Source organism: Pseudoalteromonas sp. MMG012 (assembly GCF_018100875.1).
In the GTDB taxonomy this organism is placed as follows: domain Bacteria; phylum Pseudomonadota; class Gammaproteobacteria; order Enterobacterales; family Alteromonadaceae; genus Pseudoalteromonas; species Pseudoalteromonas aurantia.
In genome coordinates this window covers 13,112-36,991 of record NZ_JAGJEF010000024.1, presented here as the reverse complement: position 1 = coordinate 36,991, position 23,880 = coordinate 13,112, and the positions used below count along the sequence as shown (strand labels likewise).

At 40.5% G+C, this 23,880-nt stretch carries 20 protein-coding genes; 8 read left to right on the top strand and 12 right to left on the bottom strand.

Annotation, left to right across the window (positions count from 1 at the left end; all coding sequences use genetic code 11):
- The first annotated feature begins 187 nt into the window (after positions 1–187).
- Both J8L97_RS10425 and J8L97_RS10420 read left to right on the top strand, forming a co-directional pair.
- Positions 188–1,030, top strand: a complete 843-nt coding sequence (locus J8L97_RS10425) for a hypothetical protein (protein ID WP_211049427.1) — start codon at positions 188–190, stop codon at positions 1,028–1,030.
- A 531-nt stretch (positions 1,031–1,561) separates the two neighbouring features.
- Positions 1,562–1,810 carry a DUF3297 family protein gene (locus J8L97_RS10420; RefSeq protein WP_192509103.1) on the top strand — a complete coding sequence of 83 codons (249 nt, stop codon included), beginning with the start codon at positions 1,562–1,564 and terminating at the stop codon, positions 1,808–1,810.
- A 220-nt stretch (positions 1,811–2,030) separates the two neighbouring features.
- Here the strand turns inward: J8L97_RS10420 and J8L97_RS10415 are convergent, their stop codons facing one another.
- The 5 genes from J8L97_RS10415 to J8L97_RS10395 all read right to left on the bottom strand — a co-directional run bounded on the left by J8L97_RS10415 (position 2,031) and on the right by J8L97_RS10395 (position 7,375).
- The gene (locus J8L97_RS10415) at positions 2,031–2,519 is read right to left on the bottom strand and encodes a hypothetical protein (protein ID WP_210996390.1); all 489 of its coding nucleotides are present in this window, start codon (positions 2,517–2,519) and stop codon (positions 2,031–2,033) included.
- A 35-nt stretch (positions 2,520–2,554) separates the two neighbouring features.
- Entirely contained in the window at positions 2,555–3,397 is an 843-nt protein-coding gene (locus J8L97_RS10410) for a hypothetical protein (RefSeq protein ID WP_211049425.1), read from the bottom strand.
- Positions 3,398–3,837: 440 nt separating this feature from the next.
- Complete coding sequence (locus J8L97_RS10405; RefSeq protein ID WP_211049421.1) at positions 3,838–4,869, bottom strand: hypothetical protein; 1,032 nt, start codon at positions 4,867–4,869, stop codon at positions 3,838–3,840.
- A 507-nt stretch (positions 4,870–5,376) separates the two neighbouring features.
- Positions 5,377–6,678 (bottom strand): DEAD/DEAH box helicase, encoded by a 1,302-nt coding sequence (locus tag J8L97_RS10400; RefSeq protein WP_211049418.1) that lies wholly within the window; start codon positions 6,676–6,678, stop codon positions 5,377–5,379.
- Positions 6,679–6,853: 175 nt separating this feature from the next.
- Entirely contained in the window at positions 6,854–7,375 is a 522-nt protein-coding gene (locus tag J8L97_RS10395; RefSeq protein WP_192509108.1) for a MarR family winged helix-turn-helix transcriptional regulator, read from the bottom strand.
- Between the two features lie 139 nt (positions 7,376–7,514).
- Here J8L97_RS10395 and J8L97_RS10390 point away from each other — a divergent pair, with 139 nt between their 5' ends.
- From J8L97_RS10390 to J8L97_RS10365, 6 genes are all read left to right on the top strand, one after another.
- The gene (locus tag J8L97_RS10390) at positions 7,515–8,492 is read left to right on the top strand and encodes a haloalkane dehalogenase (RefSeq protein WP_211049415.1); all 978 of its coding nucleotides are present in this window, start codon (positions 7,515–7,517) and stop codon (positions 8,490–8,492) included.
- 406 nt (positions 8,493–8,898) lie between these two features.
- Positions 8,899–9,510 carry a cache domain-containing protein gene (locus tag J8L97_RS10385; RefSeq protein ID WP_211049412.1) on the top strand — a complete coding sequence of 204 codons (612 nt, stop codon included), beginning with the start codon at positions 8,899–8,901 and terminating at the stop codon, positions 9,508–9,510.
- 68 nt (positions 9,511–9,578) lie between these two features.
- Entirely contained in the window at positions 9,579–11,081 is a 1,503-nt protein-coding gene (locus J8L97_RS10380) for an ATP-binding protein (protein ID WP_211049409.1), read from the top strand.
- A gap of 28 nt (positions 11,082–11,109) precedes the next feature.
- The gene (locus J8L97_RS10375) at positions 11,110–11,547 is read left to right on the top strand and encodes a response regulator (protein ID WP_210996398.1); all 438 of its coding nucleotides are present in this window, start codon (positions 11,110–11,112) and stop codon (positions 11,545–11,547) included.
- 192 nt (positions 11,548–11,739) lie between these two features.
- Positions 11,740–12,213: a hypothetical protein gene (locus tag J8L97_RS10370; protein WP_211049406.1), complete on the top strand. Its 474-nt coding sequence runs from the start codon at positions 11,740–11,742 to the stop codon at positions 12,211–12,213.
- 64 nt (positions 12,214–12,277) lie between these two features.
- Positions 12,278–13,642 (top strand): hypothetical protein, encoded by a 1,365-nt coding sequence (locus J8L97_RS10365; protein ID WP_211049404.1) that lies wholly within the window; start codon positions 12,278–12,280, stop codon positions 13,640–13,642.
- A gap of 274 nt (positions 13,643–13,916) precedes the next feature.
- Here the strand turns inward: J8L97_RS10365 and J8L97_RS10360 are convergent, their stop codons facing one another.
- The 7 genes from J8L97_RS10360 to gmtY all read right to left on the bottom strand — a co-directional run bounded on the left by J8L97_RS10360 (position 13,917) and on the right by gmtY (position 23,814).
- A complete protein-coding gene (locus J8L97_RS10360; protein WP_211049401.1) occupies positions 13,917–14,990 on the bottom strand; it encodes an SAVED domain-containing protein in 1,074 nt (357 codons plus the stop codon).
- Positions 14,991–14,998: 8 nt separating this feature from the next.
- On the bottom strand, positions 14,999–17,209 hold the full coding sequence (locus J8L97_RS23955; RefSeq protein ID WP_211049398.1) for a ThiF family adenylyltransferase: 2,211 nt from the start codon (positions 17,207–17,209) through the stop codon (positions 14,999–15,001).
- A gap of 1 nt (position 17,210) precedes the next feature.
- Complete coding sequence (locus tag J8L97_RS10350; RefSeq protein ID WP_211049395.1) at positions 17,211–18,314, bottom strand: nucleotidyltransferase; 1,104 nt, start codon at positions 18,312–18,314, stop codon at positions 17,211–17,213.
- Positions 18,315–18,420: 106 nt separating this feature from the next.
- Positions 18,421–18,966, bottom strand: a complete 546-nt coding sequence (locus J8L97_RS10345; RefSeq protein ID WP_211049392.1) for a recombinase family protein — start codon at positions 18,964–18,966, stop codon at positions 18,421–18,423.
- Positions 18,967–19,098: 132 nt separating this feature from the next.
- Positions 19,099–19,743: a gamma-mobile-trio protein GmtX gene (gene gmtX / locus J8L97_RS10340; RefSeq protein ID WP_211049389.1), complete on the bottom strand. Its 645-nt coding sequence runs from the start codon at positions 19,741–19,743 to the stop codon at positions 19,099–19,101.
- A 2-nt stretch (positions 19,744–19,745) separates the two neighbouring features.
- Positions 19,746–22,319, bottom strand: a complete 2,574-nt coding sequence (locus J8L97_RS10335; RefSeq protein ID WP_211049386.1) for a VPA1269 family protein — start codon at positions 22,317–22,319, stop codon at positions 19,746–19,748.
- Positions 22,312–23,814, bottom strand: a complete 1,503-nt coding sequence (gmtY, locus tag J8L97_RS10330) for a gamma-mobile-trio recombinase GmtY (protein ID WP_211049383.1) — start codon at positions 23,812–23,814, stop codon at positions 22,312–22,314. The genes J8L97_RS10335 and gmtY overlap by 8 nt, the downstream gene beginning before the upstream one ends.
- Positions 23,815–23,880 lie beyond the last annotated feature (66 nt).

Here is a 23,880-nt window from a genome sequence, read left to right as displayed (position 1 = left end):
AAACGCCCAATAATTCCCCCAGAAAAGTAATCATTTTGCTACCCGTCAACTATCCAGCAATGCTCAATGCATATTTTTATACAATTATAATAGCCACAGTTTTTATATTAATAGGTACGCGAGTCATTTTATATTCAGGAAACCTTTGCTAACAATACAAAGGACATCAATTTATAAGGAAATTAAAATGATAAATACATGCGTTAAAACACTACTACTCATACTCACTATGCTTTTTTCTATCAGTACGTATGCCTCATCCTCCTCACCGCTTAATTACTATTGGAAAGAAACATATAACACCGACATGGCACTCGCTGAAACTCAGCATTGCACCAACATCACCGACCGCTTTACCGACGAATTTGAAGTGGCCAGCCGTATGTATATTCGCGCCTCTCACTTTTGTGTCGCAACGAAAAAAACGGGTTACCTGCCCAAGTTGCAGGGAACAATAACCGTTGATGACGATACCAGTTGTTATAACGATGCCGTTTACTTTACCCCGGCTCCACCAACCCGAATTGTAAATGGTTTCACACAAACACTGCTTGACTGTCAATGGCAAGCTTTACAGGGTGCTTACGCGCAATATACCTGTCAAAACACGCCTGACAACACACCCATTCCTTTTATTGCATCTAAGGTTGCAGTTGGGACGCATTGTCAAATATTCGATAACCCCTCAGTAAATCACACGCTAGAATTTGGCATGATAAGCCTCCCCGCAGCGAGCAACTGCCAAGTTGGTCCAGTTTATTTTCAGAAACATCCTGAACAACAAGTCATCAATGGTGTCACCGTATCTTTGCAGCAATGTCAGTGGGAAACCGTTAACGCCACATTCAAAGTAAGAAAATGCAAAAATATTAATGATCAAGGCCTCGAACTCGTCGTGTCGAGTATTTTCAATAATCAACAATACGACTCGTTAGAACATGCCAATCAAAGTATACCGAATGGCGAACTAATCATGGATGAAACACTCACCCCACATAACCCCCCAATCTATTTTCGCGCTAACCCTTAACTGCTCACCGCTCACTCTAAGTTACTCAGTGAATGGACTATAAGCCACAAAAAGCCGGCGTTCTCTCATGGGCTTTTTGTGCACTCCACCACGCTCAATATAGAAATCTCTGTTTAACCTCAGGCTTGGATAAGGGTTTTGGAATAGAAAATGTTTTGAAAACAAACTCATGTCCAATTCAATGATGATATTTTGTTCAATATCAAGGCGCTTTTATGCAGTAATAGCGGGCTATTACAAATGAAAGCAGCGCCGAGAGTGAGAAAAATAGCTTTATTGGGCAAATTCGCTTATCCAGAGCTGAGGTTATTTACACCAAAAAATAGGCGGTGTTGTAGGGGTTATACTCGACACATAACAGGCAAAGTCAGTGGTGTGTTTGCGGGGAGAATCATCCTCGTACTTAAGGGGGTGACTATAACATGGCCAGCCAAACCAGCCATATGCCAGCATATTTCTTTTTAGTGGTACTTGAGCATAGGTGCTGTATTGCCTACAATGGCGCATATTTTACTCATAAGAAGTCATGCTATGAACGACACCACATCACAACCAACACTCCCAGATCGCCTTTCTATCAACCCACGCAGCCGCTATCACGTTGCGGCGGTGTTTGAGCATGATATTGGTATTAAAATCAATGGCAAAGAGCGCTTTGATGTTGAAGAGTATTGCATTAGTGAAGGGTGGATTAAAGTGGCATCTCCTAAGGCACTTGATCGTAGAGGCCAACCTTTACTGCTGACTGTCAAAGGCACTGTGGAAGCATTTTATCGCTAAAACTGCCTCTGCCACGATTGTTGCTTGTCAAATGCACCGCAACGACAAGTAACAATCAAATTGTGTACAACTCACCATTTTGATATTTCAATCAGCCTATCCAGTAAAACGCACCGACAAAAAAAGCCATACATGTCAGCATTACTAACATATACAGCTTTTATTCATAACAAGTTAGGGGTCTTACTTTCAGCGCTATATCACGCCTAGGGGATACTACCTATGGCTGATGACCACAGCGAAATACACGCGTTACTTTTTGCTCAGTTCTACAATTCGTTTCTACGGTGCGCGTATGCGTACTGGTTTTAAGCTGATTACTCGTTAAACCAATTGAGCCCGTGTATTTATACCAATCAATCGTTTTGAAACCATCCGGTTTAGTGTACCAATAGGTCCCCGTTTCATGCTTATATTGTGAGCCAGGACAAGATTTACTTTCATCTAAAACGCTGCTACCGGTTACATAACGCGTCATTGGTAGAGGAAAATCAGGTTGGTTCCATAAATGCCCTAACCAAATCGTACCTTGGTAACCACAATGGCGTTTGGTTTCTGTGTATGTTTGCGTTTCTGTATCACACACACGCACATTACGTACTTCTACATCCCAATACCCTTGCCCACCAGGGCAGTTTCTTCTCGCTTCTGCAGTCACACTCGTGAGTGTTACTACCGCGGCAATTGCAGTTAAAATTACTGTTTTCATACCTATCCTTATACATTAATTAAATTTTGGCAGCTTTATAAATTAAAATGTTGACGCTGCTCTTTAGTAAATATGGCTTTAATTTCAGCCAACTTTTCCGAGTCCACAACCACAGCAGGGAAAGCATATGGACTGCCTGACGTACCTAACGTGTTGTCAGATACTTTGGAATACACATATTTTGATAGACGAGTAACTTCAGATTTTTGATACTCATCTAAGTTGAGAGATTTAACCGCATGCAACAGTGATTGTTGCTTTTGATAAACTTGTAAATTAGCTTGTTCCGATTCAAATGCCTGATAGTCTGCCAATTGCGCTTCATTCAACACACTAGCTAAACTGGAGCGATATGCCGCTGCATTCGTAGATAAGGTATCCAGATACTCTTGTTGATAAAGGTCTGTGTCGTCAGGCCCATCATTGGCTAACTGACTAAAGCGCTGCCAAGATACAAAATCTTGCGCGGCTTTCTCATCAAGTAGTTTTTCCACAGCCTGCTGTCGATTTTCATCCAAAGCGAGCTGTCGAGTGAGCTGTAGCATCACCGGTTTAACCGAATACACTGCCAGTTGGCTCTTGATGGTTGCGATAGACGCAGCATCAAGCTCACCGTCATTCTGCTTTTGTTTAGGTAATGCAGTGTCTGTTGTGTGACGCTCTAGCACAACTGAAGATAAAGGCGGCTCAAGGTGCTTAATACGCTCCCTCAACATGGCATTTTCTTGCTTCACCTCATATGAATTACACGTGATAGCAGGAACATCCTCATTCAGCGCTGTGACCTCATTTACAGTTGGCGCTTTTGATACAGCTTTAAAGAGTGACACACTAGCTACCCCACCACATAAAAAAGCCACAATTAAGTACCTAATCATTTTATCTCCCTCAACCCCACACTAAGGCTCAAACACTTTTCATACGCTCCGGCGTCAATATCAATGTCGCATATCACAATGAACCACCGATGCAGTCAATGGATGTCATCATTGGTTATTTCTCAACAACTGTAAATGCCAGATAACATTTAGTAATATTTGCTAATGAATTATAATATTTATTAAAATCAACAATTTAAGTCGTTTGATTTTACTTAAATAAAGGAAGGGGGTGAGTGAGTACAGGGTATGTAAGCCAGATTTAACATCACCAGACTAGGATAAAAGTGAGGTTTTGGCTCATTGCTTTACAACTCTAAGTAGCAAAAATATCGAATGGAATATACGTGCAAAATGTGAATTATTGACACTATTAACCTTTGTTGGTTGGTCAGGTAGCCACCAACAGAGGTTAATAAAAGCGATAGTAAGCTAGTTACTTAGATCTGCGCTTTGAGATACGCGTCTACTTTTTCTTTGCCAATGGCCGAAAAGTGCTTGGTAAGAAAATCAACAAGGCGCTCTTTTTCGATATCCAGTAAATTTTCAGCAGGCTTAAACTCAGTGCCATCATAATAACGCGCGACAGTACCTTCGCCATCCGGACTACCATGACCTGCATCTATGGAGTCTCGCCATTTTTTAGCATGTTCACTCCACTCTGTCTGATCCACGATTTGTGGCGCACTAAACCATACATTCCAACTTAACACGTTACCATTTTGCAGCATATTGCCCGACGCCAAATTGAAAAAATCCATAAATAACTGGTTAAAATCATCAACGATATCGTGACCTACTTTTTCAACATCGCCAATTTCTACATTTAAATGCGCAACATCCCACGCCTCACCTATATGCTTAGCGAACGCGGGAATATCAAAGTCGTGGCTTTGCCCCTTTCTGAGCGGGAATATCACTTGGTTTGGATCACCCGGCAAAGAAGTTTTCACTACGATTGCGGTCGTTTTTGATAACGGGAATGGTAAGTTCATAGCCTGAAATAAACTTTCTAATAGCTTGAAAGCCTTAGTGGTTTTTGCACTTGGGCTAAACCAAATTTTACCTACTACAGACATATCCGCTGCCATTGTTTTATTCGTTTCATTCACCCAACCTCGCTGGCCAGTGACGGTGACTTCAACGTTTAGCGCACCAAATGAGGGTGAATAAGCCCCCTGTTGAGGACAAATAATGGAATAAACGCGACCTTCATTGGTATAGCCTATACGGGAAATATCGGGTGCAAACATTTGATAGCACCTGCGTGTATTTTCTTCGTCTTTACGCGTTTCCCAGCTAAATTCTGGCCATAAAACTTCTTGCTGGCGTTGCAATTTATCAATATTCGCCATGTTATCTAGCATATGTAACGATGATAAATTAGGATCTGGATACGAAAATAATGCATTTGACTCTTCGAATCCACCTACCCATCCTGGTGCCGGTTGTTGGTTGTTTTTAATCGTCATGTTATTGGTCCTTGATTGTTAACAGTCTGTCTTTAAGTAACCCTTGCCTTTAAACTGGTTCAGCACATTTATGTAGGCAAGTTTATAGTAGGTGTTACAAAAGCGTTATTACAACAAATTACAATAGGCTTCATATATACCTCATCACATAAGTCAACGTAGTGAGAAGGGAAATTATTGAAAGAGCTTTTAGAAGGAGAAATCGCCTAACCGTTGTTTAAGATAATCAAGAAGTAAGTGAGTGCCAACAATCATAATTTAACACCGCGGTGAGTATGAAGCTGGAGAGCTTTCCCCAGCATTGGTATCGTTACTTAACCTCAGGTTTGGATAAGGGTTTTGCAATAGAAGGTGTTTTATAAACACACTTACGTATAATCCCATGATGATATTTTGTTCAATATCAAGGCGCTTTTATGCAGTAATAGCGGGTTATTACAAATGAAAGCAACGCCGAGAGTGAGAAAAATAGCTTTATTGGGCAAATTCGCTTATCCAGAGCTGAGGTTATTTAGATAGCTTTTTCCAACCCGTCCATACTTCATCATCCGGATCAGCTTGCTGCTTACGTTTTTTCTTACCAGTCCCTTCGGGCTTAGCCATCGGTTTATCTGCTGCAAGTTCAGGGTTAACATCATCAGCCTCAAACCCAGAAATTTGCTCTCGCTCAAGTCGAATTTTGTTTTTCTTTTCAATGATTTTAAAGTGATGAAAGTCATCATGATCAATCAAAGATAACGCCAGCCCAATTTCACCGGCACGACCACTTCGACCAATGCGATGCATATAATCTGCAGGACTTCTTGGCAAGTTAAAATTAATCACAACAGGGAGCTTAGCAATATCTAACCCTCGCGCCGCAATATCAGTGGCAATAAGTACCTCAATTTCACCTGACTTGAATGCTTCCAACGTACGCGTGCGCGCCGCCTGCCCTTTGTCACCATGAAACACTTTGGCATTAATGCCCTGCTTTTCTAATTTTTGTGCCAAATGCTCACAGTGATTTTTCGCATTGACAAATATAAGCGCTTGTCGCCACTGATGCTGCTGAATTAAGTGCGTTAGCAAGGCCGTTTTTTGCCCTTTGTTAACTGTAAATACCCGCTGTATCACTGTACTTGCATCGCGACTTTGAACTTGAATTTCAACAGGATCAATTAACAGTTTATCTGTCAGTGCTGTTACTTGCTCAGGAAAAGTGGCAGAAAATAACATGGTTTGCTTTTCGCTTGGCATTAAGGCCAGCAACTTAGATAATTCGTCAGCAAAACCGAGTCCCAGCATGCGGTCGGCTTCATCTAGTACCAAGGTACACACTTTATCGAGTTTTATGGCATTACTGGCAATTAAGTCAAGTAGTCGACCTGGCGTTGCCACAACAATGTCACTGCCTCCACGCAGATTTTGCATTTGCTTATTAACCGACACCCCACCAAAAACAACCGTTGTTTTAATTGCACCATTAAAATGTGCAGCATAAGATTTAATGCTATCCGCCACTTGCGTCGCCAACTCGCGGGTTGGCACTAACACTAACCCTGAAACAAAATTGCCTTTTTCGTACTTTGTAGACGTACTTGCTTGCAGTTGCTTTGATAGCTGTTGCAACAATGGCAATGCAAATGCAGCCGTTTTACCCGACCCCGTATTCGCTCCAGCAATTAAATCACGTCCAGCCAATACACGGCCAATCGCCTGTGCTTGAATTGGCGTCGGGGTGATGTATTTCAACTCAGCTAATCGCGCCAATAAAGGGGGGATCAAGCCAAGATCAGTAAAGTTACTAGGCGGTGTCGCTAAGGTCATAAAGGGGTCAGCTCAATGCTAAAAAAGTAGCCGGCGATTCTAGCGTATTTTTGAACAGTTTAGTTAGTATTATCTGTGAAATGAGGCGATTCTTATAGGTAAAACTGGCATTATGTTTCACAATCCAGCCATATTCGCTCATCGCCTAACCCATCAGCACGGTACGTTTAACGCTTTAAGTATGACTCACCGCCGATTGCTCAACGGGGCAACCTTGCACGCGACATACCCCTTCGTTGCATAATCGACATATCTTTCGTGCATCACTCACATCATGTGTCACAGTACGTAATGCCTGCTCAAGAATAGGCAACAACAGCTGCTGTTGTTCCACCGTTATTGACTGCATTATTGATTGTGTTGCGTTCGCGCGAGCCGTTAATATTTGCTTCGCTCGCTGCACACCTTCATCCGTGAGTCGAATGACCACAGAACGACCATCCATTTCACTGCGGCGACGTTCAATCAGGGCTTCACTTTCCAAGCCATTAATCAACCGCACAGCACCTGAGTGTGTCAGGTTCAAAATTTTCCGTAAAACATCAATACTATCATCCGGGTGATTATAAATAGTCACAAGTGCGGTAGCCGCATTCGCACTACGACACCCCACGGTATTGACGTGTTCATCTATCGTTGCAGTTACCGTCGTTGCAAACGCACCGAGCAAATTATTTATATAAGTATCATCTTTCATGCGGCCATTATATATGACTCACTCACGCATAAACACCCATTTCTCACCACAAAAATACATGACTAAGTCATATATTTCTCGTGACAAGCGCTCTTGAACTATATATGATCGAGTCATATATAATTCATAGAGAGCCTTGATGATCAATTACACCATCACAAAGAAAGCCGTCGTGAATGCCATACAGACACTCATACTGTTTGCAGTCATACTCTTCACATTCAACATATCGGCACATGCTAATAACACATGGCAAGCACAGAAAAAGTTTGTCGACGTCTTTGGTAAAAAAATGGCCTACATCGAGCGCGGTGAAGGTCGCCCTATCGTATTTATACATGGCAACCCCACTTCGTCATATTTATGGCGAAATGTTATTCCACACGTCGCAGGTCAAGGCCGTATCATCGTTGTTGACCAAATGGGAATGGGCGACAGTGATAAGTTACCGGCTGAAGAAACAGACAGATACCGCTTAGTCAGTTATACAAAGTATTTCGCTGAATTTATGCGTAAGATAAACGCCAAAACAGAAGTGACCTTAGTCCTTCATGACTGGGGCGGCGCTGTTGGTTTTGATTGGGCATTTCACAATCAAGCCAGTGTACGCGGTATCGCTTACATGGAGACCTTTATAAAACCATTAGAATGGAAAGACTTACCGAAAGACTTTCACCCTACACTCAAAGCCGTACGTGCTGAAACAGGGCTAAAGTTAGTCCTTGAAGAGAATATGTTTATCGAAAAAATGCTGCCAAGTGTCACAACCCGTGCATTAACGCAAGCACAGATGGATGAATACCGTCGCCCTTATTTACACTCCGGCGATGACCGACTACCAACATTACAATGGCCTCGTGAAGTGCCCATTGCAGGCCAACCTGCTGACGTAGCAACCCGCATTGGTAATTATTCTAAATGGCTCACAACCAGTAAGGTGCCTAAGCTATTCATTGATGCAGAACCTGGGGTATTCATTACAGGTGATGTACGCAAGTTTGCCAAAAGTTTACCGAACCAAACCACCGCCACGGCCAAAGGGTTACATTTCATGCAAGAGGATGACCCTGACACCATTGGTAAAGCAATTTCTCAATTTTTAATTTCCCTACCATAGTGCTGCTTATTTGAAAGTGGAGGAAACTCCACTTTTAATCCTTTAAAAACTCACTGGCTAACCACTACTAACGACTCTCTCTTAGCGGCATATTCAAGCACATTATTCATCGTCACATTACTCCTTGTAATCAGTATTACATATTCTTATATCGCCAATAGAGTCATATACAAATACTGTACAGCGCGCTGATAAAAAGCCAACACGTTTGAAAGCACGTCTTCATCAATGCCCACGCAATAAAATATCAGTGAGCGAGATGATATCACCACACTTTAAAAATCATATGATTGATATTTATACAGTCATAACCAATAATATTAACCGTAATATATTATTTATGCTGTTAAGTAGTGATAAAAATAAACTAGTACCTATAAGCAAGCTTAAAATGGAGCTGTATTACATGAAGAAACTGAGTTTTTTAAAAGCATTTTTTATTATGTTATTGAGTAGCATGCTCATTATTGCCACTGTCTCTCCAATTATTTACAGCAGTGTTTACGATATCATGATGGAGCTAACTTTAAATAAAAATAGAGAACAAGCTGAACGACTTGCTACATTAGTTTCGTTAGATTTAGAAAGAGGCAAAAGCACGGAAGCAGCCCTAGCTCAAATACAAGCTATGTTAGAAAGCACCCCACAAAGTGATGAGCATTTTGCGTGTATTGTTCAACACGAAAATAGGGTTATTGCGCATCCTAAACCTTCCAACGTAGGCAAAGACGTAACCGGCTGGACTCTTTCTGATGGTATTGAAACAAAAACCTACACGCAATCGGCAGGTGAAGGGCTCCCTTTTGGTGGAATTCAAACAAGAACAAATGGCACACAAGACATCACCTTTCAAGTTCCTATTAGTACGCAGCCTTGGGCTGTTGCTGTGCATACTAAGTTAGACCTCATAGGCCTCTACACCCAAACAATCCTTAAAAATATTGCTTACTTTGCATCGGTTATTTTATTTTTATTATTGCTGATAAGCGCCTATTTAATTTCAAATCAAAAAACATAAGCCATTCTTTTGATAAAAATAAAATCTGTGATTTTACTGTATTAATTAAGCATCCTTGGAAAATTAAAATGCTGACCATAGAAAAGAAGATTACCCTCTGTTTTGTTAGCTTACTTTTAACACTCATCATCGCCAGTATCACGTCGGTGGTTAAAGTGGACAATTTAACTCACCTATCGAGAAAAATACAAACTATCTATGAGCCGTCAATACAAGCCAATTTACGTATGACAAACGCCATTAATCTTTCCATGCTGAATATTCAAGACACTCTACTGTTCAATCATGCACAACACATTCGACAAAGACAGGCTACATGGTCAATTATCCACAAAATGCACAGTCAGCTAATGAATTATGCAACGCGGTGGCACAATGATGAGCATCAAGCCCAACTGCACTTAATCGTGCCGCTTTTAACTGAATTAAAAGCACAGCAATTAGCAATTGAACAACTCAGTAAAAACAATAACTCTGTAGCAGCCATTAAACTCATGCAAGATCAGGTTATTCCACTTAAAGATAACATTCTAACCATCTTAAGAAAAATACTAGACCCACAGAAATGGGAAATGGCGCGCATCTTTAAACAAGAAGAAAAAAGCGAAAAAAACTTACAACATATTACGCTGGGTTTTATGCTATTGGCCATCTTTGGCAGTATGGTTGTGACAATCGTTCTGGTCCAAACCATCATTACCCCTTTAAAAAATACCGTCACATTGGCCAACGATGTCGCTAAAGGGAATTATAACGTTGATCATGCGCTATTTAATCAAAATGAAGCGCTAGACAGCGCGTTAAAAACCATGACCATACAACTCCAAGACACTGCGCTGAAAAATCAGCAACAACAGCAACGATTAATGTTGTTAAATGACTCACTAGAACGCTCTAATGAAGAGCTATCACACTTTTCTTATCGCACATCTCATGATTTAAAAGCCCCCTTAGTAACCATTCGAGGGTGTGCCAGTGCCATTGTCGAAGATCTTAACGATCATTATTACGATGAGGCAAAAAGCACCGCGGCACAAATAGAAAAACAAATTAGGAAACTGGAAACGCTCATTGATAACATTTTAGATCTGTCGAAAGCTGAGCTGCAAGAATTTACCCACGACACCATTAACTTGGCATCTTTATTTACTGATATCAAAGCAGATTTAGACAATGTCTACTTAAACAAACAGGTCGACATCTTAAGCGATATTGAAGAGCACATACGATTTGACGCACCTAAAGTAAGAATTGAACAAATTATCACCAACCTAATATCAAACGGCATTAAATATGCAAATAAAAATCAGAAAAGCAGCTACGTAAAACTCACTGTTACACAGCAAGAAAATAACATACGCTTCATGATTGAAGATAATGGGTTAGGGATCCCAGCTAAGTTCCAAGACTCTGTATTTTTAATGTTTAAGAGATTTCACCCTCACACTTCCAGTGGAAGTGGGTTAGGTATGTATATTGTTAAAAAGCACGTTGAGAAATTAAATGGCACTATCACTTTTGAAAGCTCTTCAAAAGGGACTATATTCAAAGTATTAATACCTAAGCAGTAAGCATTAAAGACTTAAAGGACTAGTTACGATGAAGACAATTTCTTCTATTCTCGTTATTGATGATAATCATGCCGATGCTTATTTGGCAAAAAGAGCGTTAATACGTGCCAAAGCCATCAACGATGAAGCAGACATTTTTTTTGCAACCGATGGCGAAGATGCGCTGAACTTTTTAAGCGACATTGACCAAAAAAGAGCATTATATGGCGCGGATAAATTTCCCCCAACCTTGATACTGCTTGATATAAATATGCCCATTATGAACGGCTTTGAATTTCTAGATGAGTATCAATCATTAAATAAGCAAGCAGCGTACAACTCTATCATCGTCATGATGCTAACCAGTTCGGAAAACCCCTGTGATTTAACCAAAGCCTCCGACTATGACTGTGTGAAAGATTTTATCGTCAAGCCGCTCAGTAAAGAAAAGATTAGCCATATCATGGTTTCTTGCTTTGAAGGGTGAGCATCCACGCGTTCCCACATACACTTAATTTAAACCAGTGTGACGTTTTGTCGCGGCGTTGACCTTCCCCCCTGCTGATTTATTTTTCTTCCCTATCTCAGTACTGTTGACAACCTAGTCACATTACCATAGATTTTTAATAGTAGTAGGAACTACAAACACTCTATCAGATTGTACAATAAGGAATTATTAATGAAAAAAATGTCTATCATGGCACTGCTAGTATCTTCATGTGCTTTCAGTGGTCAAGCCCTCGCCGATGACTTCACGATAACTAAAGAAAAACAACCTAGTAGAATGCTTGTATTAAGCTCTGCCGGTGGGCTTTCTAGTGAGCTATTCTCTGTATTGCATATGGATTTAAGAGATATTCCATATAAAAGTAAAACTGGCACTATAACTGGTATTAGTTATGTTTCCGCCAGCTTTTCAGATTCAGCAACAGAAACCGCTGAACTATGTTTCTTTCGAGCTTATACTTCTACCCCTTTAATGTGTAGTGAAATTACACCAAACTTTTCAGGTATGGTAACCACATTTAATGGTCAAGAGTTCAAATCAGGTATTACAGCGTCAATTGTGCATCGGGTTGAGGCGACTGGCAGTTTTCATTTCGCAGAACCTAATAGAAGCGAAAGTATAACGTTCCATTATACTACCGACTAATTAGTCATTTGCCCCTTGTTAATCTAACAAAGGGCAATTCATTGCGCTAAGAAGGATAGATAATATGGATATCCCAAATACTAAGTTAAGCTCAAATCTAGCGGTACTACCAAACAATACTCAACGACTGCAATCTAATACTGGTTACCATAAACCAGACGACACCAATGTATCAGTATCCTCGTTAGCGTTGAGATTGGAAAAAGCCCAGCAAGCTATTGATAGTGAAAAACCGCATGAAAAGCCGCTATCTTGGGATGTAGCTAAGGGAGCCACACATACTGAACACAGCCGAAGTCAAGTGGCATCCGCTAAATGGACATTTGAACATTTATCGAAGGATCAGCTAGAGACCATTGCGTTGGACCCAAGTGATACTTTCTCCAACCCCGAAAAAGTAGCAGCCTATGAGCGTTGGCATGCGCAAGACCAAGCTGACCTCTCAGATATTAAGCGAGATGCCCTTAAGAGCAAAAGTCATGTGAGCGCGATGGCGTCATTTGATGCAGCACTGACGTCTCACATCCACACCTTTTCAGCTCAAAGCAAAGCGATGATTTCTGATGACTATAAGTCTCAAGCAACATCACACTTTGAATCCACGTTAAATGAGCCTGACCTTATGATCGGCCAAAGTGGCGATCAGTCTGAACATTACTATGCAGTCATGGTAAAAAACATTTTTGGTGGTAATGAGCCAGAAGTTCAAAGCGGCGTTGATGGCATGTCACTTGCCAATGTAACAAAAAGTCCATTTGAATTTTTAACCCAAGATGATAGAAATCTATTAGCAGATATATATCAATACGCCGATCAAAACGATATCGACTATAAATATATTCATCGGTTTGCTTCTGACCTTGGGGGTTATAGAAAACATGATGATGGAAACATGTTAGCCAATTATAATGACGGGCACTTCGACGCAAAAGGACACCAGCTTACGGTCAACTTTACAGAAAAAGATCAGGCAACAATAGACCGTCTTCGTGCAACAGATGCGTTGGCTTCGACTCCGATAGATAAGGGCTTTTTGTCATTTATCACCGAGCCGGGTCAGAGTGCGCTGTCACATGTTGGAAATTATCAATTTTTACATCATATGGTAGAAGTAACCGCTGGAGCAGAACCCCATACATCAGTGGATGAATTTAAAGTCTTTGAAGATTTTTCTAGCGCTGAAGCGCGATATGTCATGACAGCTTCAGAAAAAACATTCCCAATACCAGAGCCTGATGTAGTTTGTAAAAATGGCAATTGTGCAGTCACTGAAAAAGGCCTTAAAAACGGCGTCACATTAGAGCAAGGCGACAGGACATTACCGCCGGCCTTCGACTTTAAATCTGAATCAATGGAATCCTTACTTCAACTTCGAGAAAATAAAGAAACGCAAGAAAAATCCTGGTTTAAATGGTTTTTAGATGATTGATGTCGCCCTCTAAAAACCTTCTCGTCACTTTTCATAAAGGTCATAAAAGTGGTCACCTAACAATCGACTTCGAGCTACCTAGATCATTGCTTGACTTGCGCCACTGAAAGAGACTTTAGAGTAGGTATATCTTTATTACTTAGGATGATACTTTATAAGTGCATATTAAAAGCATAATCAAAATAAAATAACCTTTAAGGTTCATTATATTAATTTGATTACACCGTGAAATTTTTTTTGCGTTAAATATCTAGCTCACCCTCAGTGATCTTATCTAGTTTTCCATAAAAGAGTTCTGTGCTTCATACTTTGATATACCATTTTTTGACAATTCTATTGCCCATGTATAAGACTGAGTTTGAGGGTCAAAATTATGGATTACCCAATTTTGATGAGTTCCCTCCTGATATCGTCGACCAATTTCGATAGCAAAAGCTGCTTGAACAGAAAGAAATAAATGTAATTTCAGACAGTTAGGTTGTGCCGAAAGTTGATCAATACACCTTCCTAATTTTTCAGACAACTCATGTAAATTCTCTTGATTCTTAATTAAGTTCCTTGCGTTCCCTCTATTTGAAGACATTATTGTAGTGAACTCTCTTAACTCCTCGGGAAGTTGCCTTTTTGAAATAGGCGTAGTAAAACCTACAGCAATTCCCGCATCACCAAATTGATTAACGTTCTTCTGTAGTTTAGCTTCTGTAAAGTCGATGTTTCTATGTTCATCAGAGAGTAAGCTGTAATTTCCATCTCGATGAAACTTATCAAAGTAAGCGATTTCAGCTGTAAGATTTCTTAGCATTGCGCCATATGAAACCAGGAAAGGGATTCTAGCAAGCCCACCAATATATAACTTTTGACCTTTTTCATGGAGTATATAATGTTTAAAAACATCCACTTCTAATTCAGCATTATAGCGACGAATTTGCGCACAAATATTCTCAGTGGCAGGTTGTTGTAGCCCGATGACCACCGGTTCTCTACAAAAAGCTTTCTCAGTTGGATCTAAAATTTCCTCAGGGAAATGCGTAAGAGTACTGGGTAAAGCTGAAATCATGACTTTCGCAGTATGTCTTAACTTTTGGTTCCACTCTGAAAATATTAATGCGCAGCCGACAAAAAACAATAGAATACTTAGGTACATCGAATACAGCGATGGCTCCTTATAGTCTAAATCAAGCGTATTAACTATAAATTCACTTTCAAACTGAACATTTATCGCACCCACTGAAAACATACCTGCACCAACAGCTAGAAGACAGAGCTTTGTTCCCCAAAGAGTTCTGGGATATGCTGTTCTTTTAAATTTAAAAGTTGTGATAAGTAACCATTTGAAACGTTCCCACATATTTTTAATTACTCCCCTTCAATAAATCTAGAAAGCTCAATTGCACGAGAGTTTTCAATAAAATACACAGAAGTCTGCTTTAGCCCAACAATGATAAAAAATAACAAACGCTCAGAGTTCTCCTTTGCATGATTCTGCCAGTCAACTTTATCAGGGAAAGAAGGGGTTGGTATGCTCTGGGGATGTGTATGCCAAGTACCAATGTACCCAACTAGGCCATCGGAAGCTGCATAGGCATCATCAACCTCAGCTTGATGTGCTTTCGCATCTAATTTAAATGACGTCCTCGTTCTATAATCCGTATCCTTAGGCTTAGTTACTCTTTCTATCAGAACATCTCCGTTATCTTTATAGCAGCCCATCAACAAACCTGCGGACTCTAAACTTTCACGCTCTGTTTGCCTGTAACTAATAAGCTCTTGATATATATCATTTGGTAACCATACCCGTTTACCACAACGGCTTGTGAATAACGCAATATCTTGCGAATTACAGATATCACATAACGGATTCTTTAGTGGTTGCATCACAAGAGAGTGATTAAAGCTATTGTACCTCTCCGTAAGCATGAGCCCAGCATTCTCCGCATCATCACAACGACCTTTCCAACTGACTTTAGTAGAGTTCTTAAGCCTTCCTAATAAATAATCTATTGCCAAATTAGAAGCTATAAGAGCTGTCTGTGCAGAGCTATTTGCATTATATGGAATAAACATTTCGCCACATCCGGCATAGTTTTTTACAATATTTTGATCTGGCTGAAGAAAGTTTAGATTAGAGGCTAGTCCCCTTACACCAGTATTAGGCTCAACATAAGCACATTTTAGACAGCCTTTTTTCTTTTGGACATCTAGTATGGCATGTCCTCCTACACCATACCCTTCTAACCAACAATTAATTGTTGGTACTCTAACTGTAGATTTGGCAATAAAGTCATGGAACATTCTTTCATGTGTAGGCGAGCCGACTGCAATGACAATGAGATCATATTGACCAATAATTTTAGGATCTCTTAACTCAAGTAGGCTAGTTCGATACCCTTCAACTCTTATCCAAGGGTATTTATCTAGTAATTGGCGCGCGACAGCCGTCGCTTTTGGCCAGTTAATCATATACCTATCTAAAGTATGTCGATACAAATTTGAAGTTTGAAATCTATCTGGGTCTGTAATATCTAGCCGGCCGACTCCTGCCGCACCTAGTTTATGCACAATTTCACTACCTACTGAGCCACAACCAACCAAAAGCACTTTCTTGCTATCCAGAGAAGTTATGGCACCACTGCGAGGAAGGATGAGTTCTTTGTTAAAGGTTTCAACAAAAAATGGTTTTATATGCCAATTGGCAATTTTGTCTATATTTGTCGGAAATGCAGCTTTTTTCTTTGAACTTAGCTTCATTCCAACCCATGTTTTTCCTGAAGGCGTCTCTGTTCTCAGCACCAGCCAAAACTCTTTAGCACGATAAGGGAAAATCTGTTTCTCTACTTTAGCTCTTATATCTAATTCGAGATTTTCTAAGGTTTCAAGGAGCCACTCTTTAAGTTCCTTTTCTCCTCTAGGTACAATAGGGTTAATGTTTTTTATCGATAAGAAGAAGCCGATAGAGTTTTCGTGTTTTTGCCGCTCTTTAATACTTAGATAACGTGTCACACATGGGTCACTGGATTCTTGTGCTACTCCTGCAAAAGATGCCGGAATACTCATTGCGCTATCAGAAAACGTTGGTCTAAATATTTCTAATTGACTGAAATCAACCTCTCCTATGGCACAAAATAAGGTGATTGGAGGTGATTTTAATAAGCCACTCGTATTTTTATACCAATTAGTATTGAACTCTCTTAGCAATTCACTTTTGTTAAACTCGGTATCTTTTATGAGCGAAAGAAGCAACTTTTCATGGCGCCTTAATGACTCCTCAAAAGCTAATTCCGGTCGCTCATAATTAACTGACACAGAATCTAAATGATTAACACATATGAAACCAAGCTCCGTAAACTCAGGAGAGATTTGCACATGTGCCAATGTACCTAAAGAGTCGGGGTTTCTGATAAAGAAAAGAGGAAGCTCTTTGAATTCATCAACACAAAAATGTATCAATGTGACGAGCTTACCATCGACATCAACTGTGACCGCAATTGTATCGCTTCCCTGATACTCAGATGGCTCTACTTCATAATCACTATCAAGAAAATATTTAAGTATTAATTCATAATCCACTTTAAGCACCCTGAGAAGTACCTGAAGCACCAGCTGTGCTTAGTGGAGCTATACCTATCGCAGCTGAAGCAGCTACTTTTGAGGATGACTTTTTTTCTTTTTTAGGTACTTCAAAGTCATCACCAAATAGTTTATTCAGTATCTCACACTGTTTAACTTCAGCAGGTTCATCTATTGCTCTTTGGAGTTCACTCTGTAAAGTCATCAATTTATTTCTTAGCTGGGTACCTGTATTCAAATCACTGCCATCAGTACTTTCACCGTCTACCTTATGCTGAAAGATATCTCTATAAGGTATTTTTGGTAACTTTGTATATACACGGTAATCTTGTGTACCCCAAGGCGCATCAATATAATCAGAGTCTAAGATTCCATCTATCGTATTCTTCAGAGCAATTAAGTCATCATCAACTTCACTTGAAAGTGTTGGAGGGCTGTATTGTTCTTTAATCATCACAGTTAAACCGATAGAAAATACTTTTTTTCTGACACTTTCAGAAAGAAAATTCACATCACGCCAGCGTTTTATATAGCGTATTAAACGCTTCAATTGGCGACGTTTAACTGTTGCTCCAAATAGATACTCATCAACACTGTCAATCCATTCAAGTAGCCCTTTTTGGTCAGACTCTGACCACTCTTTGTGTTCATCACTGGAGCCGTTTTTTCCAACAGCTAAATAATAGGTTTTGCCGTATATAAAAGAGGTTTCTCTTTTATATACGGTATAATCAATATGCAGGTTGGTTGCTTTATAATCAGCCGTAACACATGGCTTCTTTATTTTTGGGTCCTTAAAATTTCTTTTTACTAAAACATCCTTAATAAGTCTCTTCGGTTCAACTGGATCTTCAGGCGCATTTTCAGCATCAATTACTATCGCACGATCAATGTCATAATCACCATCTAAGCTGTTAATCGCCGTATTGACAGCAAAGGAGCCTTGCTTAAATGATTCTATCACGGGGTACCCTGCATCTTTGAAGGCCGTTTTAATTTCTTCAAAAATACTATCATCTTTTTCTTTGGCTTTTTTATAACCAGCAGAGTGGCTTGTGAGATAAATTTTCTTGTCAAACTTGTCAAAATGAGTTTGTATCGGCATTGATGAGAGTCTCCTGATCGACGTAGGTTCAATCTATTATATGGATATTCATACAGCAGATCTCAAGTGTTTTGTCTAAAAAAAGAGCAGGATTTATCGCTAGCCCTTAGAATAACGCCTTATTCAACGTGGGCCGACTGACCCCAAAATGCTTAGCAACTTCGGCTTTAGTGATATTTAGATCTAATAGCATGGCCTTTGCTTTGCGGATATCTGAAGGGGTCATTTTTGGTTTTCGACCGCCTTTTCTACCCCGAGCTCGAGCAGCAGCTAAGCCTGATTTAGTTCTTTCTGAAATCAAGCGCCTTTCAAATTGTGCGATCGCACCAATAATGTGAAACGCTAGTTCACCGACAGCAGTTGTCGTATCGATATTCTCTACTAAGCTTACAAACTTAACGCCTTGGTCCTTTAGTTGCTCTAGCAGACTGATCAAATCTTTTAAACTTCGGCCTAGCCTATCAAGTCGTTGAACAATCACGATGTCATCTTGCCTCAACACTTCAAGCATCTTCGTTAACTCAGGCCGCTCTCGTGATTTTCCACTAACCCGATCGATATATATGCGCTCACAACCTACACTTGATAACGCATCAGTTTGCGCTAGTTCTTTTTGGTCCACAGTACTAACACGAGCATACCCTATTTTCATAGTGCCCCCTCAAATCAAACGTAGGTTTTATTTACGTTGATCTATTTACGAGTAACTTTACACATATAGCAATGAATCTCTCATTCAGAAACTAAACCGCGTAGAATAAATCAAACGACCGTTTTCTTTACACTACTTTTTTGTATGATCGAGTACCGTTTTGATAGCTGATACAAACCCTACTTCAAATACCTTTCTTCCATGCTGATTTCTGACTGAGTGGTCTTTAGGGTCTTCTTGCCAGCCATTATTTTCAAATGTTGCTGACGATACTGCATTCTCGAGTGCATGCAGCTCGGCGCTTGAGAGTGGTATTGCTGGTAGCAACTCTACCTTTGACTTGGAGCTACCTCGAAGGTGAATAGGTTTATCAATGATGATTGTGTCTCTGTTGAGTGACTTAAGTAACCTAACTTCACCCCTTAACTGTTTGAGTTCCGCGAGCATTAAGCCAACTTCAGCGCGAACTGAAGGCTCATTTATTAGCTTTAGTACATCTTGAGGCTGCTCTACAGGTGTGCGACCAAGCTTTTTATGATTATGTGTACACTGCCAAGAACCTATCAATTGTCTATATTCATCACCATTTTTATTGCGTATTGCCTGTTCAGAAGGGCCTCCACGCGCTTTGGATAGCTTGCCTATCGTAGCGATGGAAAAATCATGACTATTGCGCTCTTGCTGCTCTGCGCATATTTGATGGATAAGCTGAAGCGACCTTTGCTTTCTGGTACCCAACTGACTCGATAACGATGCAAATAGACTATCAGGTGTCATTTTCACTCTCCTTGTGTCGTATGTGGGTTTAGGTAGCCAATTAAGTTCGCTGATTTACTCATTTCAGTTTTTACGTATTCCCCGATAGCATTTGGAAAACCTATCTCTGCTAATGAGCTTTGAGATTCAACAAACTGTATGGCTTTGTCGAACGAACCCACTCTATTTTCGATGAGGAACATGATTTGATTGCCCACTTTAAGCTTATCCTCATCAGGTAAATACAACATAAGTGGATCTTGGCCATTTGCTCTCAACATTAAGTCTATCGCTTGGCCACGCTTTAGCACCGCTTTTGATGCATCGTAATAAGGGTAAAGTGCTGCGTTGCGGCATACGACTTCCAACTGAGTTAGTTGGGAGTTGTCTTCAAGCTGAGCAGTTACATCCGAGAAGCCACTTTCACTGAGCAACTGTAATTTAGTTTCATCCGTGCTATTCATTATCTGAGTAGATTGAGTGATTAACCGATACGTAGCATGCATATCATTCATCAACGCATCTACCTTTGTTGCTTCTCTTTCATATTCAAATTCAGCGGCTTTTAAATCAGCCTCTTTTGTAAATGGCTCATTGGCATCCATTGCTGAAAATTTCATTTGCTTCAATGCATCTAGGTTAGCTTCAAAAGTGTTATGACGTTCGCCCGCCTCACTGGCTTCAAAGCTAAGGTTATTAAAATGAGCAATAAGACCAGGCATGAATGCGGGTCCAGTAATAAACCAACGGCATCTTACGCAGTTTTTTGCGTTGCCTTGAAAATCCCTTGGGGTAGGAGCAAAGCTGCACGGCGCATTACCAAGCTTGGCTGTTTGTTCGCCACCATTGTCACATCCTTGGCAGCCCACAGGGCATATCCCTTTGTCCATCACTTGCCAGCTTACTTGTGAGCCCGAGTTCACGGCTCGCAGCGCTGAATCATCATTAAATGCAGCGCCTAACTTCAAATCATTATATTCGGTATTAATTAAAAACTCTTTGAACTGTTGCTCTGACGCTAAACGTAACTTATCTTCAGCTTCCGACATCACCTTTTTCATATATGCCTGACCAATTTTGGTGTAGTACAAAGTCATGATGATGCGACTGTGCCCAGCAACTAACTTTGACAGAACGGGGATTGGCACACCACCTTCCAAAGCAAAACTGGTGATCAGTGACACTCTTAAAGTATGCAATGGAAAATATGTGCTAATGTAGTTTCGAAAAGTTCCATGACTCGGTTTTACAAACTTTATCGGACTATTATCTGTAAGCATTTCTCTGCGCTGTTTGCAGCGCTGCTCCAGCTCAGACAAAAGTTTAAACCACAGCCTCGCAGGCTCCTTATCGCTTATTGGGCACTGAAAATCGTACTCAGAAATTGAAGAGCGGTGTCTAAACAAAAAGCAAGTTGGTATCATCTCTTCCAATTGCGCTTTACTTTTTATGTCCCCTAGATGCTTGCGTTTTAGTTCCGACCAGTGCATTGGCCTCTCAATTGGATTGTACTTTTCTTGCCAATTCCTTAGCAGCTCAAGCCACTTCAAAACTCGCTCATGTTGCCATGGAATTGTGTAGCCTTTTGACAGTCCATCCTTCAGGATATCTGAGGTCTTATTCGTATTGATAAAAAGCGCACTTGAGTCACTCTCAGAGCTTTGAATACGCCTAAACACACCTCTACCAATTGAGTGCCGTGATAAATCCAATTTAGTGACTGGCGCCAACTTTCCTGTATTTTTAACCCAAGATCCATTTTGATATCGCCATAAATCAGCTTCACCAGAGTCTAACCAGCGAACTTGTGCTGTTCTCAATGGCAGTTCTAGCTTTAGATATAAAGCAACCGCTGAAGCAGGACACCACAATTCATACACTTTTTTATCTTTGTATAGGGTTATGCCACCATAACTTTTTCCTTTAGGAATGATACGCTCACGCCACACACAGTTTGGATCAGCATAATCAATATCGGTTGGCGTCACTTCAAACCAATCACCTCCATATTTCCCTTGGCTAATTGCATCTCCTGCTTTTTGTGCCCATACCCAATCTTTAAACGAATCAGCTTTTTCTGGACAGATGATCTCTCGCAGTTCTTGAATATACTTGTAAGGGAGTGGTGTTCTAACTGTTTCAGCCACTTCCAATCCTGTTCTACGCTTTATCGAGAATGGATTGCGATACTTATGCGGAATAGTGAGGTTGCCAAAGTCATCTTCCACCCCAACCAAGTCTTCCAACACATAAGTAAGAAACTGCTGAAGGTAGTTGTTATACGTTATCGCTTGGCGTTTTCCCACTGGGTCTATGTCGGACTTACTTGGATTGATAGCCTCTTCAAAAAAGTCTGGTACGGGTGTACTTCTCTCAATAAATGTTAAAGGGTTACTGGCTAAATTTAGTGGCACCATGAAAGACTTATAGAACCGATTCAAGGCATTTTTCTTTGATGACAAGCCTTTGTGCTGTCTTGTTAACCAGCGGTTAGATAACTTTGCCCAAGTACGATACTCGTCACCATACATGTCAGTTAACCACTGAAATGTAATGTCTTCGGTGATCCCATTATTGGGTGAATAAGGCTTACTCATCATCACCTCCCTCTACAAGATAGCCTTGCCCTGAAAGTAGCTCTTGTGGATCAACATCGTCGAACCCTTGAGCTAAATAGTTACGTACTACTGGTTGCGTTGTTTCCGCTGAAGCTAATCGCTTATCGGCTTCCATTAACATGCTCGATACTTCATCGAACTGCGGCTCACAGTACACAAGTTGTGACTCGAGACTTGAATGATGTAGCGCGTTTCGCCTCACCAAAGGGTCTATACCCGCGTTTTTGAGTCGCTGCCCATACGCATGACGATGGCCATGTGGGCTTGTACCAGACAATTTTGACGGCGTTAAACCGATTCTTTTTACTGCTCTTTGATGATTTTGATAATATGCAGTGATTGAAAGTGGATGACCTGCCTGTGGACCTGACAGAGAAATAAATGCAAACGGGTGATTGAATGGTATATGCCTAAGCTGTCGGAGGTAGAGCTTCCAAAACGCATAAAACAGCTCTCCAAAAATAAGAGGAAACCATTGCACATGAATGTATTTATCCTGCTGATTATCTAGTTTTTTTACTTTCCAACCAGCACGATAGGTTCTGTCAGCTGATCGATTTCTAGGCAGTAAGCCATATTTCGTTTTTAAGTAACCTTCTCGGGTTTTAGCTTGACCATTCGACTTAACCTGCCAGTCATTAGGGGCTGTACCCTCTGCTGGGTGATAGATGCGTACCAGCGCAACTTGTTTGCCTGTTTCTCTTGCTATTACGGGGTCTAAAGTGACATCTTGAATGTATAGATGAAAAGGCTCACTCATGCGTAAACCAGAACCGTTTAACAGCAAAGTGATCAAAATATCTCTCAGGTTTAGTCTGGTGCCGAGATTGCTGTCATACCGATGTCCGTAGTTTGAAAACCCCTCAAAAAGCAGTTGAGCAAAATACTTTTCCGGAAAGATTTTTGGGGCTTCAATACGCGCTGTTGTAGATTGTTTGGCATAATCAGGTCTATATCTGATCTCACCTTTATCAGGAAGCTGCCAAGTATGTGCTAGAAAAGCACGATTCCTTTTGTGGTGCCAAGCAGCCCAATTGATCCGCTCATCGTAGCTTGAAGTATCTGAAATACTCAAAAAGCTCTCAAGCTCGCTATTCTCACTCAACCAATCAGAATAGTTAGCCAGTGAGTTTATGATGGCATTTGCGGTGGTCACACGACGAGGCATCCAAAATAACATGCTAGGATCTAACCCATCTGTGCCTATGGTTCCGCTATAGAGCTGCTGAACAAATACTTTGAAAAACTCTTTTGGAGTCAGTGCTAATTGATTATTTGCATCGAGGAATTGAATAAATAATTTTAAAGCCGTTACTTGCTTATCAAGCCAACTTTGACTTCTTACATGAACGTGATCAAGCAAATAGGACAGGTGAGATTCAACTACCCCTTCTTCAGTCAGTAATACTGGTAATTCTTCATAGACACCAGCATTACTACGGTAAACTTTGGCATTCAAACGAACGATATCCATTTGACTGACCGTTTGATTATTTGATGATACTTTTACTTAGTACATTATTTGAATTATTGAAAGGAA

Bases quoted from the DNA above. Each gene is read 5' to 3' on its own strand.
- J8L97_RS10400 (WP_211049418.1), bottom strand. From the start codon at position 6,678: ATGACCTTAGCGACACCGCCTAGTAACTTTACTGATCTTGGCTTGATC.
- J8L97_RS10410 (WP_211049425.1), bottom strand. From the start codon at position 3,397: ATGATTAGGTACTTAATTGTGGCTTTTTTATGTGGTGGGGTAGCTAGT.
- J8L97_RS10385 (WP_211049412.1), top strand. From the start codon at position 8,899: ATGAAGAAACTGAGTTTTTTAAAAGCATTTTTTATTATGTTATTGAGT.
- J8L97_RS10365 (WP_211049404.1), top strand. From the start codon at position 12,278: ATGGATATCCCAAATACTAAGTTAAGCTCAAATCTAGCGGTACTACCA.
- J8L97_RS10370 (WP_211049406.1), top strand. From the start codon at position 11,740: ATGAAAAAAATGTCTATCATGGCACTGCTAGTATCTTCATGTGCTTTC.
- J8L97_RS10395 (WP_192509108.1), bottom strand. From the start codon at position 7,375: ATGAAAGATGATACTTATATAAATAATTTGCTCGGTGCGTTTGCAACG.
- J8L97_RS10390 (WP_211049415.1), top strand. From the start codon at position 7,515: ATGATCAATTACACCATCACAAAGAAAGCCGTCGTGAATGCCATACAG.
- gmtX (WP_211049389.1), bottom strand. From the start codon at position 19,743: ATGACACCTGATAGTCTATTTGCATCGTTATCGAGTCAGTTGGGTACC.
- J8L97_RS10350 (WP_211049395.1), bottom strand. From the start codon at position 18,314: ATGCCGATACAAACTCATTTTGACAAGTTTGACAAGAAAATTTATCTC.
- J8L97_RS10360 (WP_211049401.1), bottom strand. From the start codon at position 14,990: ATGTGGGAACGTTTCAAATGGTTACTTATCACAACTTTTAAATTTAAA.
- J8L97_RS10415 (WP_210996390.1), bottom strand. From the start codon at position 2,519: ATGAAAACAGTAATTTTAACTGCAATTGCCGCGGTAGTAACACTCACG.
- J8L97_RS10375 (WP_210996398.1), top strand. From the start codon at position 11,110: ATGAAGACAATTTCTTCTATTCTCGTTATTGATGATAATCATGCCGAT.
- J8L97_RS10345 (WP_211049392.1), bottom strand. From the start codon at position 18,966: ATGAAAATAGGGTATGCTCGTGTTAGTACTGTGGACCAAAAAGAACTA.
- J8L97_RS10425 (WP_211049427.1), top strand. From the start codon at position 188: ATGATAAATACATGCGTTAAAACACTACTACTCATACTCACTATGCTT.
- J8L97_RS10335 (WP_211049386.1), bottom strand. From the start codon at position 22,319: ATGAGTAAGCCTTATTCACCCAATAATGGGATCACCGAAGACATTACA.
- J8L97_RS10405 (WP_211049421.1), bottom strand. From the start codon at position 4,869: ATGACGATTAAAAACAACCAACAACCGGCACCAGGATGGGTAGGTGGA.
- J8L97_RS10380 (WP_211049409.1), top strand. From the start codon at position 9,579: ATGCTGACCATAGAAAAGAAGATTACCCTCTGTTTTGTTAGCTTACTT.
- gmtY (WP_211049383.1), bottom strand. From the start codon at position 23,814: ATGGATATCGTTCGTTTGAATGCCAAAGTTTACCGTAGTAATGCTGGT.
- J8L97_RS10420 (WP_192509103.1), top strand. From the start codon at position 1,562: ATGAACGACACCACATCACAACCAACACTCCCAGATCGCCTTTCTATC.